Genomic DNA, 13,274 nt, shown 5'->3' on the forward strand with positions numbered 1-13,274 from the left:
CACACCGGCAACAAAAAACGCCCCAGCAACGACAGCCGTCAGCGCACCCCAAATTTAAAAAACGCAACTTTTTATAAAGCGTAATCCAAAAAAGGCGAGATCATCGCCTTTTAGTTTGTCTTTTTGAATGTGGAATCGTTTATGTATCCTTTTTTACGTCTTGCCAAGACCATCGTCAAAAGCTCAATCGACTTTAAACAAGGTGACACACTAAATCTGACCGACACCAGTGAATATCACTTTAAGGCACGCCTAAATGACATCGACAACTTTCTTGAGATGAATAACGGGCGGATTTTTACCTTGTTTGACTTAGGTCGTACAGATTTTGCCATTCGTACAGGACTTGGCAAGAAGCTCATCCAAAACCGATGGGGGCTGGTGGTGGCAGGCAGCACCATCCAGTATCGTAAGAGAATTCGCGCCTTTGACGATGTCATCATGAAGACCAAACTGTGCGCTGTCGATGAACGTTGGTTCTATATTGAACAGACCATGTGGGTCAAAGGCAAATGCACCTGTCACGCCCTGCTTCGTACCGCCGTCACCAACATCAAAACAGGCAAAACCATAGACACCAAAACTGTATTAAGCGCATTAAATTTATCCCAAATCAACATACCGCCTGACGAATGGGTGCAATCTTGGGTAAATGCTGACAAGCTGCGTCCTTATCCGAATGAATGATTTTATAAGTCTAAATTAATCAAATTTAGGCTTTATGGCATAAGAATTGGAAACAAGCCAAGTTTTTAAATCAGTTTAAAATTTGCCAATCAAATGCATTATCCACCTGTCTTTAATTCCATTATAAAATCTAAAAATACCATAATTTATTTTATGAATATAACTTATCAATTGTATCAAAATATGTTTTAATACGCAGAAAATTTAGGGCTGTCATATTGTTTTAACAATAATACTAGACAAAATCAGTCGATACTGTTAGCTCTTTATTATTAAAATAGTCTATTCTTTTTGGCTAGATTAAACTTTTTAAACCCGCCTTTTGGCTGGTTAATTCTTTATTTTTCATGAGATATCACATGACTACCATTGTTAATGCTCCAGAATTTGTTCGTCATCAAGCCCTAGTAAACTGGGTCAACGAGATCGCACAGCTTACCAAGCCTGCTGCCATCGAATGGTGTGACGGTTCAGATGAAGAATACAATCGCCTAATCAATCTAATGATTGATAACGGCACCATGGTAAAACTAAACCAAGAAAAACACCCTAATTCTTATCTGGCCTTCTCAGACCCATCAGACGTAGCGCGTGTTGAAGACCGCACTTTCATCTGCTCAGAGCAAGAAATCGATGCTGGCGCAACCAATAACTGGCAGCATCCAGATGAGATGCGTGCTAAGCTTGCAGGTCTATTTGACGGCTGCATGGCAGGTCGCACCATGTACGTTGTGCCATTTAGCATGGGTCCTTTGGGTAGTCATATCGCTCACATCGGCGTTGAGCTGACTGACAGCCCTTATGTTGTGGTTAGCATGCGCAAAATGGCACGCATGGGTAAAGCTGTATATGACGTGCTGGGCGAAACTGGTGAATTCGTGCCTTGCGTGCATTCAGTAGGCGCACCACTGGCAGAAGGCGAAAAAGACGTTGCATGGCCTTGTAATGATGACAAATACATCGTACATTTCCCAGAGACTCGTGAAATCTGGTCTTATGGTTCAGGTTACGGCGGTAACGCCCTACTTGGCAAAAAATGCCTAGCCCTTCGTATCGCATCTGTAATGGGTCGCGAACAAGGCTGGCTGGCTGAACACATGCTAATCCTAGGTGTTACCAACCCAGAAGGCAAAAAACACTACATCGCTGCGGCATTCCCATCTGCCTGTGGTAAGACCAACTTCGCCATGCTAATTCCACCAGCAGGCTACGAAGGTTGGAAAGTTGAAACCGTGGGCGACGACATTGCATGGATCAAGCCATCAGCGGACGGCAGACTGTATGCCATCAACCCAGAAGCAGGCTTCTTTGGCGTAGCACCAGGTACTAACACCAAAACCAACTCTAACTGCATGAGCACTCTAGGTTCAGACGTTATCTACACCAACGTTGCCATGACTGAAGATGGTGAAGTATGGTGGGAAGGTAAAACCAAAGAAGTACCAGAAAACCTAATCAACTGGAAACGTGAAAAACACACAGGTGCAGAGAAAGCTTCTCACGCAAACGCACGCTTTACCGTATCTGCCGCTCAGTGCCCATCTATCGACCCACAATGGGAAAACCCTGAAGGTGTGCCTATCTCTGCCTTCATCTTCGGTGGTCGTCGTGCTGATACTGTGCCTTTGGTATCTGAAGCATTTGACTGGGTGGACGGCGTGTATAAAGCTGCAACCATGGGTTCTGAAACCACAGCTGCTGCTACAGGCGCTCAAGGCGTTGTTCGTCGCGATCCATTTGCGATGCTGCCATTCGCCGGCTACAACATGGCAGACTACTTCACCAACTGGTTAGAAATGGGTGAAAAACTTGAAAAACTAACCACTGAACACGGCACTCAAATGCCAAAAATGTTCAAAGTGAACTGGTTCCGTCGTGACGAGAATGGTGATTTCGTATGGCCTGGCTTTGGTCAGAACATGCGCGTTCTAGAATGGATCATCAACCGCTGCGAAGGTAAGGCTAATGCTGTTGTGACCCCGATCGGTCTTGTTCCTACCTACAACGACATCAACTGGGCGGAGTCTGACTTCAGTGAGCAGCAGTTCAACCTAGTAACCAGCCAAGACAAGGCTGCATGGGTTAAAGAACTACATGATCACAAAGACCTATTCAACAAGTTAGGCGAGCGCATGCCGCAGGCTCTGATCAATCATCAAGCCAAACTACTAAATGACGTGCAGGCTCTATAGCTCCCAATCCAAAAAAACGCTCCGTAAATCGGGGCGTTTTTTACGTCTATAGATTCATCAAAATCAAAAATTATCAAAAAAATACAACGGTGTCAAATCATGATACAATAACATAATAACGCTTCACAATAGCCGGCATGATGGGATGCTTATGAATATTCATCTTCACAGCAAAGATTACTCTACAAATATTCCTAATAGGTTCTACACCCAGATGACCATCGTTGGTATGGGTCTAATACTTGCAACGATGGTTTATCTTGTGGCGTCGAATTGGTTTTATTGGTCACACATGACAAGAATGGCGCTGACCATCGGATTGATGGCATTGTTAGATGTGATTAGCGCATTCGTGAAAAGTGATACACCCCGCCAAGTATTACAGACTGCCTCTGTTACCATGATTGGGCTGTCCTTGGCAGTCATTGGGCAAGCCTATCAGACAGGTGCTGACAGTTTTTGGCTTTTCGTTATTTGGTCTTTATTGGCTTTGCCTTGGCTATATCGGCAGAATGTCGGCGTGTTTTTTATTGTGATCATCGTTAGTCAATTTGCATTATATCTATATTTTACACAAAACTACTTTGACGCATTCGACATCGGTTACTTGCTGGCATTTAATCTATTAAGCCTGATGCAGCTTGTGATCACACTAAAATTCTACCCATCTGCGCGTTTTTTGATGGTTGGCATCATCAGTATTTTGTCCTTATTATCCGCACTTGGTGCCGCTGATTTGCACAGGCAAGTTAATCTCAACGCAGTAATCAGCTTAATCAGTATTGTCGCCTTACCATTATTCGCCGTTTGGCAATTTAAAAAACATCAAGAACAAGCCTGCCTTGCGCTTACCTTATCCGGCATGGGTGCATCGCTATTGGCTTGGTTCATATTCATGTTTTTTGATAATATCCATTCATATTTTGTGTTTGGCGCACTCACCTTTATGTGGTTTGCATTACTTGGGATTTTGGTTGCGCGGTTATTTCCAGGTGGCCGATTCCATGCCCTGCCGGTAGGTATTGGTGCGTATTTGACAGGATTGCTATTTTCATCAGCATTTTTGGCTTTTTGGGGTGATGTTTCTTCCTGGATGGGGTTGGTCTGCTTTGTATTATCACTCATCGCCATCCATACAACTTCCAAACATCCAACATCGAGCAGCAAAACCTTATTTATAAGGCATTTGTGCTATGCGCTCATGCTGTGTGGTCAGTTGTCTTTTTTATTACGCTTTAGTGATGATAGCATACTCATTACGCTCATCGCCCAAGCAATTTTCACCTCATTAGTGATGCTGACACGTGTGCATTGGTTTGTTATTGTTGGGCAATGGCTCGGGTTGTATGGGTTGGCTTGCGGCTATTTCGTTTATGAAATTAACGCACCGCTCTGGTTTTTGCATGCGATATCTTTGACCGCGATGGCATTATTTATCATCGCAGCACATTGCAAAAGATCAGCAATCCCTATCAAGGCAACATGGCTATACCTACCAATCATCATGATGGCGACGTTCATTCAAGAGTTTTGGCTAATCATCGATACATCCACATCTAAGGCATACCGACCTGTTGAGGTTTTGATACTCCAAGGAGCATGGCTATTAGCACTGCTGTGGGGCTATCGTAGGCAAATTCCCAATCTCGCGCTTAGTGTTGCCTTAGCTATTATATTGGTTGGACTTGGTCAATTTGAGATGGCGATATTAGTCGCAGGACTGGCATGGTCAATCAAACAAGATGATAAATTCATCAATGGTTTATATCTATTCGGCATGGTTGCACTGCTGTGGTACAGCTACTATTCACTGTCGATGACATTCTTACAAAAAAGTTCTGTCATGCTCACATCAGGCGTTGCCATAATAGCAATCACCGCCCTTGCCAAGCACATCAACCGCTTACCAAAGGAGCTGTCATGAGAATAAAGACCGCCCTACCGATTATTCTAAGCCTCGTTACAGTCATCGTCTTAGGCAGTATCATCGCCAAGCATGAACAACATTTGCATCAATCAAATGATTTGTACATCAAACTCACGCCTGCCGATCCGCGTTCGCTGATTCAAGGTGATTACATGGCTCTGGGCTATGATTTGTATTGGCATACAGGCACGATGGAGCTGATCGAATACGGTAATATTCATCAGGATAAATACCACAATAAGAGCAGCGTAGAAGTTTGGCTGCTAACAGACGAACAGGACAGATTGGTCAAATCCGCCTTCACCAAGGCAGAATTCTCACCTGCAGAACAAGCCAAACTTCAGCCGTTGATTCTCAAAAATCCGCACAATTACATCGCCTCACTGTACCCTGCTGCCGATAGCTATCTGTTCGCTGAAGGCTTGGCAGAGTGTTATGCACAAGCAACTTATGCCCATCAAAAGGTCGATAAAAACGGCAAGCCAATGCTATTGGATTTGGTTAATGATGAATTAAGACCTTTAAATTGTGAACATAAATAATCATGAGGCATCCAAAACAAAAAAGGCAGATCACTCTGCCTTTTTTGCTAATCTTACCCAATCAAGCGAAAAAATCATCATCAAACGCCATGATGCTCGATGAGCCTGCCTGCGCCATATCGGCATGCGCATAAAGCTTTGGCAGGATTCGTTGGGTGAAGTATTCCGCAAGCTTTAGACGTTCTTCATAAAACTCGCCTGACTTGCCTTGGCATGCCCGCACGATAAGCACATACATATAAGCATAGCACAGATAGCCCACGGCGTGCAGATAATCCACGGCTGAAGCATTGATGGCGTGAGCGTCCGTCTTGGCAGCGTCTAGTAGCTGCTCGGTCAAGTATTTAACACGCTTGGCAGCAGAGGCGGTCGCATCTTTGATGGCGTGATCAATATCTTGACAAGCTTCATTGATCTCATCAATCAACGCAAAGATCGCTACCGCATTATTCTTAACTACCTTACGGCCCAATAAGTCCAATGCTTGAATGCCATTCGTGCCTTCATAGATCTGACTGATGCGTGTGTCACGCACGATCTGCTCCATACCCCATTCTTTGATGTAACCATGACCGCCAAATACCTGCTGACAGTCGATGGTAGCATTGAACGCCATGTCCGTTAAAAATGCCTTGGCGATTGGTGTCAGTAATGCAACCTTGGCAGCGGCAGCTGATTTCGCCTGCTCATCGTCGCTAAATTTGGCAATATCTAGCTCTCTTGCCACATACATGGCAAATGTTCGTGAGGCGACGCTGTTGGTCTTAGCATTTAGAAGCATACGACGCACATCACCAAACCCGATGATCGGATCGGCGGCTTTGTCGGTATTTTTGATGCCATCATCATGTCTGCCTTGTAGGCGATCCTTGGCATAGGCGGCGGCATTTTGATAAGCCAAAACGCTTGCACCCAGACCCTGAAGCCCCATCGTGACGCGCTCATAGTTCATCATGACGAACATCGTGGCAAGTCCTGTGTTCTCAGCGCCGACCATATAACCTTTAGCATTATCGAAGTTCATCACACAAGTTGCCGATGCCTTGATGCCCATCTTATGCTCAATCGATCCAGCTGCTACGCCGTTACGCTCGCCTAATGTACCATCGTCATTTACCAGGAATTTTGGCACAATAAAAAGCGAAATACCCTTAGAGCCAGCGGGTGCATTTGGTGTCTTGGCAAGCACCAGATGCACGATATTCTCTGTCAGATCATGCTCACCACCTGTGATAAAGATCTTGGTGCCTGTGATCGCATAGGAGCCATCATCATTCGGTGTGGCGCGCGTCTTGATGATGCCAAGATCCGTGCCTGCATGCGCCTCGGTCAGACACATCGTGCCAGACCACTCTCCTGAGTATAGTTTTGGCAAGTATAACGCCTTTTGCTCGTCACTGCCGTTAGCCAATAAGCATAATGTCGCCCCGACTGTCAGGTTCGGATACAGCGCAAACGCCTGATTGGTAGAGAACATCATCTCCTCGGTGAGCATGGTTACCATCTTTGGCATGCCTTGCCCACCAAAGTCAGGGTCACCGCCCAGCCCAATCCAACCCATGTCGCTATACTGCTTGAATGCATCTTGAAAGCCGCTCGGTGTGGAGACCTTGCCATCGCCTAGGTATTTTGCGCTTTCATCATCGCCTGATTGATTTAGTGGTAGTAAGACATCACGGCTAAATTTCGCCATCTCATCTAAAATCATGTCCACCGTATCTGTATCCATGTGTGACAGACCGGGTGTATTTTGCCAAAACGTTGGGGCATCAAATACGTCTTTTAGGGTGAAACGCATCTCGTCTAGCGGTGCTGAATAATTTAACGTCATAATAAACTTCCTTTTTTAGAGCCTTACTTTACCCTTATAAAAACATATTTTGATGTCATGGTCAAGATAAAGATTCGGCAGGTGACTAACTGACCAAACTGCTGATTATTTACTCTAAAAGAAAGGGTTTAAACTTGCAATCGCTTAGACAGACTCAGCAGTCATTTTATGCGCTTGCCAATAGATTTGCTGATTTCTGCCTTTTGTTATTTTTAAATACGATACTTTTGGGCGCTAAAAATTTGGCAAATAAATCATTTCATGCTTTAATAGCCACTTTAATAAACACCCATTTTTAATAATAATTTTCAATCATTAAGCCCGCCCATGAAAACACCTGCCATCATCAGTGTCATCTTTAAACAATCACCTGCCGATTTTATCGTTACCGAACGCATAGACATTGATTTTGATGGCACGGGTGAGCATTTGTGGCTTTATATCAAAAAAATCAACATGAATACCGTCTTTGTCGCGCGCCTACTGTCTGAATGGGCAGAGATTCCTGTGCGTGATGTGGGCTATTCTGGACTAAAAGACCGTCACGCCGAGACTTATCAATGGTACAGCCTGCGCTTACCCAAGAAAACTGCGCCCAGCGTGGATTTTGGCAATTTTATTGCCGATAAATTACAACAAGATGAGCGGGTGGAGATTCTGCAAAGTCATTGGCATGGCAGAAAATTAAACCGTGGTACGCATAAATCCAACCACTTCACGATCACTTTAAGAGACGTGCAAGGCAATGCAGACGATATTGAAGCACAGCTGTCGGACATCGCAGCCCACGGGGTGCCAAATTACTTTGGCGAGCAGCGATTTGGGCATGATGCCGGCAATCTAACCAAAGCGCAGGATTTTTTTGACAAAATCATAAAAAGCGCCAAACCCTATAAACCCCACAAAAAAGACCTAGAACGTCATGGCATGCTCATCTCTGCTGCGCGCAGTCATTTGTTTAATGAAATTTTGGCGTTGAGGGTTGCCAATCACACATGGGACAAAGGCGTGATAGGCGATGTATTTAACCTGAACGGCACAGGCTCGGTATTTAGCGCCCAGCTTGATGATGAGATACGAGCACGCCTTGATGCCAAAGACATTCACCCCACCATCTCGCTATACGGTATGGGTGATAATAAAGCCACTGACGACGCGCTCGCTCTTGAAAATCAAGTATTTGACGATGCCAAACACAGCACATTTATCCAAGGCCTACAAAAGGTGGGTGTAAAAGCGTCAAGACGCGCCACGCGATTATTAATCAGTGATATGGATTGGCAATGGATCGATGGCAATCTAGAGCTAAATTTTGAACTACCCAAAGGTGCATTCGCCACGGTGGTGCTTTATGCCCTTGCGCAGAATTTAACTGAACCCACTCGCAGGTAGGTGTGATTTATCACATTTTATGAACAAATTGTCACGCAATACACAGATTCACCCACTATAATAGGCGCATTTATTTTATTTAATCATAGATAATTCATAACTTAATATGTCAAAGAAACTCTCCTTACTTGCACTGTCGATTTGTTTTGTCATTCAAGGCAGTGCGCACGCTTTTGTTATTACAGATGGCAAAAAAGTCACGCCAACAACCGATAATGACAAAGCCACACCAGACAAACTTGTCAAAAACAACAATGATGATCTGGACGAAAGTCGCTCTGATGAATCAGAATCTGATGCGTCAGATTTAGAAAATACAGACAATCAAGACAGCCAAGATGCCAAAGACAACGATGAAAAACCAGAACGTCCGATCTGCTCACCTGACGCGCTAGCGGTAGGCATTCAGCATTTTTCTTATGATGAGATTTTTGCTGAAGATTTGGTATGGAGTGGTTATGGTGGCAAAAATGAAGAAAATAAGCTAATCCACAAAGACGTCAAAGAACCGCTACAAACTCTGGTCAAGGCTGCCGCTAAGGATAAAGTTGCGCTATATCCCAGCTCAATTTTCCGCTCAGTGAGACTGCAAGACACCATCATTAAACGCAAAATTCGTCAAAAACAACCGCCCAAGACCATCTATCACACGTCATCGCCTGCAGGCTACTCTGAGCATCACACAGGATACGCGGTGGATTTTGCGCCGATTGATGCCAAATTCGCCAAAGGCAAGGGTTATAAATGGCTGATGGAGCACGCCCATGAATACGGTTGGGAGCAGACCTTTACCAAGGAATATAGCGAAAAAAGCGGCGTATCTGAAGAGTCGTGGCACTGGCGGTACGTTGGTGATGAGCACGGTCAAACGATCTTCGCACCCAGAGAATGCCAAGCTACAGAGGTAGAGACTGATGAAGCTGATACACCAGATGAGACAATCGAGGATAACAAAGAAAAGCAGAATAATAAAGAAACCCCGTCTAAGCAATAAGCACCAAACAGGCAATAAAAAATCCAACCATCAAATTAAAAGGTTGGATTTTTTATTAAAGCTTAGCGACATAAGACAGCGCTTCATCCAAAACCGCGGTGGCATGATCACTATAGCCTACACCAGGGGCATTAATCATACCAACAAACACATACCATCTGCCCTGTGTGTCCATGACGTACCCAGCCAGACTCTTAACATTATTCAATGTGCCCGTCTTAATATGCGCACGCCCAATGGCAGGATGCTCAGGATCTCGCTCGGATAGTGACATCATCGTGCCAGATTGACCGGCTATTGGCAGCGATGCTTTAAACACTTCAAAATTCGGCTGCTGATAAGCAAAAGCAAGCAGTTCAGCCATCGCTGCTGGCGTTATTGCACAGTCTCGGCACAGTCCTGATGCTCGGCTCATCATGGGCGGCTGGCTACTTAGGTGCGTCTGCCACCATTTGCTGATAAAGTTAAGCACACTTGGATAGTTAGAAGCTGGATCATGTACACCTGCCACGCCCATTGATAATGGTAAAGACAGCGCCACTTGCTCAGTCATCACGTTATTAGAGTATTGGTTGATAAGATAAATCTGTTCACTCAAGGGCTTGGACGGATAAATCAACCAAGCAATGCCAGGGCTTACAACGTCATCAATACGCACTCGCCCTGTGAATCTTTCATCAATCGATTGCCATATTCCCTTGACTGCCTTGATTGCCAATTTATCAGCATCACTGAACGTCAACCAATAAGATTGGCGCCCACAGTCAGCACGCGTACCACCAAATACAGTCAGCTTCTCATCACTTAGGTGAAATTTATTCTCACTTAAGCAGCGCGTATCATTGGCAGAGATCTGACTTGGTGCGCTAAAATCCGCCAATGGTGGCAGCACCTGTAAGGCAGCGCTTTGATGATCGCTTGGGACAAATTTAGTCGCCTGACCTGTTGATGTCTGAACAATCTCGTCATGCCCCGATGGCAACACATCAATCTCAACTGTACCAAAATTCACCAAAAAAGCATTGGGCGCAGCATTATAAGCACGCATTCCTTGTCCGTCAAAGGCATTAACGTTGAATTTAACATCTTGGAAGGCAGAGTTGTCGATGATGATGTCACCTTGGATGTGACGAATACCCCTCGCCTCAACCTGTCGTAACATGGCGCGCAGACGATCATGCGTCATGGCAGGATCACCAAACCCTTGAATAACAAGGTCGCCGTACAGCGTCCCATTCATGATCACGCCTTTAGGGTGAATGCGAGTTATCCAGCGATGGTTTTCTCCCAATGTATGTAAAGCGATGAATGTCGTAATAAGCTTTTGAGTAGAGGCAGGTGTGCGCAGCTTATCAGCGCGGTGGCGAATGATGGGTTCAAGCCTGGTAGTGGCATTGGCAGCATTAGAAAGCCCACCATCCAAGGGCTCAACCCAAAAGCTCACCTCATCATCAGACAGCCCTGCTACCGCCATCTTTTCGCGGATGCTTTGTGGAAGTGTGGCCGCGGGCAAATCATAGGTGGCAGTAGCCGCTATAGGGTCATCGGCCGCGTTAGAACTCGGTTTATTTGCCCATGTCGTTGTCGCCACAGCACCAAAAGCCGCCATCAGCCATCGATACATAAATACCCCACGCACCTTTATGATAAATAATGAGCCTAATCGCCAAATCCGATTATATGCTCAAATACCTTCTTAAGCAAAATAGCGATCCAAGCCTTCTTGGATGCCTGAGCTGATCACAACCTTTAACGGCTTCGCCAAAAATCCCAAATCCGCCTCAAAAACAACCTTATCCGCATCCAAAAATGCACGCCCATCCACGCCTGATTTTTTGATGGCGACAGTGTCCGTATCAACGCCCTGCTCGTAGGTGGCATCCACCCCAAAAGTCGCCTTGGCTTCCTCTAGCCACTTTTTGGCTTGAGTACGCGCGGTTTCTAAGTCAAAATTGTGGCGTTTTTCGATGCGAATGTCAGGCATGATCTCTCCAATAAATAAACACAATAAAAAAGATTGCTCATTGTAGAACAATCTTTTGACAATTACGATATGAAATATGTAAACATTATGATTCTAGGATTACCGTTAGGTCTTTGGTAGGGTAACACCTGTTTGACCTTGATATTTGCCGCCACGATCTTTATAAGATGTCTCACACACTTCATCGCTTTGGAAGAATAGCATCTGTGCCACGCCCTCGCCTGCATAAATGCGCGCAGGTAGATTTGTGGTATTACTAAACTCTAGTGTCACATGCCCTTCCCATTCAGGCTCAAGCGGAGTCACATTGACAATAATGCCGCAGCGTGCGTAGGTGGATTTGCCCAAGCAGATGGTCAATACATCACGTGGAATCTTAAAGTATTCAACCGTGCGTGCCAAAGCGAATGAGTTTGGCGGAATGATGCATTCATCACCCACCACATCAATGAAACTGCGCTCATCAAAGTTCTTAGGATCGACGATGGCGGAGTGCACATTGGTGAATACCTTAAATTCATTAGCGCAGCGCACATCATAGCCATAGCTTGAGGTGCCATAGCTTACGATCTTATCACCACTTTCGTTGTGTCGCACTTGATTCGGCTCAAATGGCGAGATCATGTCATGCTCGGCGGCCATTTGGCGAATCCAACGGTCAGATTTAATGGACATATTATTTCCTAGTATGAATTTGTCATTAATTTGCCGTCATTATAATGGATAAGCTTAAGTTATTCAACGCCACCATCAGTTAAAATATGCGCCCGTCTTTGCGGCTTTTGGCGAATTTACCAATGCCTTCATCGATGCTCTTAGCAATGTCATCATAGATGTGTGCAATGCTAGAATCGATGCGCTTTGGTGTGCCGTTATCCATCTGCTCACGGATGTGCGCATTAATAGGCAACTGCCCTAACAGTGGCACGTCGTACATGGTCGCCATGTTCTTACCACCATCCGCCCCAAAGATATGATCGACATGCCCACACTGACTACATACATGTAGCGCCATATTTTCAACAATACCAAGTATAGGAATATTAACTTTATGGAACATCTCAACACCCTTTTTGGCATCGAGTAACGCGATGTGCTGTGGCGTGGTCACAACAACCGCACCCGTGACAGGAATGCGCTGCGCCAGAGTCAATGTAATATCCCCTGTGCCAGGTGGCATGTCGATGATTAGATAATCCAGATTTGGCCAATTCGTCTGATTATACATCTGCATCAGCGCGCCCGTCGCCTTAACCCCGCGCCAAGCAATCGGGGTATTATCAGTCTCGATCAGATTGCCAATTGACAACATGGCAAGTCCGTCTGCCTCGATTGGCACGAATTGATCATTTTCAACATTAGGTTTTACGCCCGCCATGCCAAGCATATCAGGAATGGATGGACCGTAAATGTCAGCATCTAAGATACCAACTTTTTTGCCAAGTTTTTGGAGCGCAAGGGCAATATTCACCGTTGTGGTGGATTTACCCACACCGCCCTTGCCTGATGCCACAGCGATGATGTGACGAATGCGCGGATGCGGCGCGATGTCACTTTGGGTGGGTGCGCGCTTGGTGGGTGCAGGCTCCGCTTCTTTAGGATCGGTTGGAATGTAGGTCTGAGCCGCCCCATCTCCAGATGCTGGCGCAATATCGGACAGCACGACATTTAGATTAACTTCCTCGACGCCGATCGTGTGCAGGCGTGTGCGCAGCGCATGATAGA

General features: G+C 45.4%; 11 protein-coding genes. 6 read left to right on the forward strand and 5 right to left on the reverse strand.

Going from position 1 to position 13,274, the window contains the following annotated elements; genetic code table 11:
* Positions 1-141 precede the first annotated feature (141 nt).
* The 4 genes from GY683_RS09405 (at position 142) to GY683_RS09420 (ending at position 5,348) form a co-directional block, all read left to right on the forward strand.
* Complete coding sequence (locus GY683_RS09405; protein WP_297288479.1) at positions 142-687, forward strand: acyl-CoA thioesterase; 546 nt, start codon at positions 142-144, stop codon at positions 685-687.
* Between the two features lie 359 nt (positions 688-1,046).
* Entirely contained in the window at positions 1,047-2,879 is a 1,833-nt protein-coding gene (locus GY683_RS09410) for a phosphoenolpyruvate carboxykinase (GTP) (protein ID WP_297288480.1), read from the forward strand.
* A gap of 151 nt (positions 2,880-3,030) precedes the next feature.
* Entirely contained in the window at positions 3,031-4,803 is a 1,773-nt protein-coding gene (locus GY683_RS09415) for a DUF2157 domain-containing protein (RefSeq protein WP_297288481.1), read from the forward strand.
* A complete protein-coding gene (locus tag GY683_RS09420; RefSeq protein ID WP_297288482.1) occupies positions 4,800-5,348 on the forward strand; it encodes a GDYXXLXY domain-containing protein in 549 nt (182 codons plus the stop codon). The genes GY683_RS09415 and GY683_RS09420 overlap by 4 nt, the downstream gene beginning before the upstream one ends.
* A gap of 61 nt (positions 5,349-5,409) precedes the next feature.
* Here the strand turns inward: GY683_RS09420 and GY683_RS09425 are convergent, their stop codons facing one another.
* Positions 5,410-7,179 (reverse strand): acyl-CoA dehydrogenase C-terminal domain-containing protein, encoded by a 1,770-nt coding sequence (locus tag GY683_RS09425; RefSeq protein ID WP_297288483.1) that lies wholly within the window; start codon positions 7,177-7,179, stop codon positions 5,410-5,412.
* Positions 7,180-7,506: 327 nt separating this feature from the next.
* Here GY683_RS09425 and truD point away from each other — a divergent pair, with 327 nt between their 5' ends.
* The gene (gene truD, locus GY683_RS09430; RefSeq protein ID WP_297288484.1) at positions 7,507-8,571 is read left to right on the forward strand and encodes a tRNA pseudouridine(13) synthase TruD; all 1,065 of its coding nucleotides are present in this window, start codon (positions 7,507-7,509) and stop codon (positions 8,569-8,571) included.
* 106 nt (positions 8,572-8,677) lie between these two features.
* Positions 8,678-9,565 carry a M15 family metallopeptidase gene (locus GY683_RS09435; protein WP_297288485.1) on the forward strand — a complete coding sequence of 296 codons (888 nt, stop codon included), beginning with the start codon at positions 8,678-8,680 and terminating at the stop codon, positions 9,563-9,565.
* Positions 9,566-9,620: 55 nt separating this feature from the next.
* Here the strand turns inward: GY683_RS09435 and dacB are convergent, their stop codons facing one another.
* From dacB to apbC, 4 genes are all read right to left on the reverse strand, one after another.
* Entirely contained in the window at positions 9,621-11,189 is a 1,569-nt protein-coding gene (gene dacB, locus GY683_RS09440) for a D-alanyl-D-alanine carboxypeptidase/D-alanyl-D-alanine-endopeptidase (RefSeq protein WP_297288486.1), read from the reverse strand.
* 72 nt (positions 11,190-11,261) lie between these two features.
* Positions 11,262-11,549 (reverse strand): polyhydroxyalkanoic acid system family protein, encoded by a 288-nt coding sequence (locus GY683_RS09445; RefSeq protein ID WP_297288487.1) that lies wholly within the window; start codon positions 11,547-11,549, stop codon positions 11,262-11,264.
* A gap of 105 nt (positions 11,550-11,654) precedes the next feature.
* Positions 11,655-12,224, reverse strand: coding sequence for a dCTP deaminase (gene dcd / locus GY683_RS09450; RefSeq protein WP_036362122.1), 570 nt, complete (start codon positions 12,222-12,224; stop codon positions 11,655-11,657).
* A 79-nt stretch (positions 12,225-12,303) separates the two neighbouring features.
* The coding region (gene apbC, locus GY683_RS09455) for an iron-sulfur cluster carrier protein ApbC (protein WP_297288488.1) at positions 12,304-13,274 on the reverse strand (971 nt) is incomplete at its 5' end.

It is taken from the genome of Moraxella sp. (genome assembly GCF_024227015.1).
Taxonomy (GTDB): Bacteria; Pseudomonadota; Gammaproteobacteria; order Pseudomonadales; family Moraxellaceae; genus Moraxella.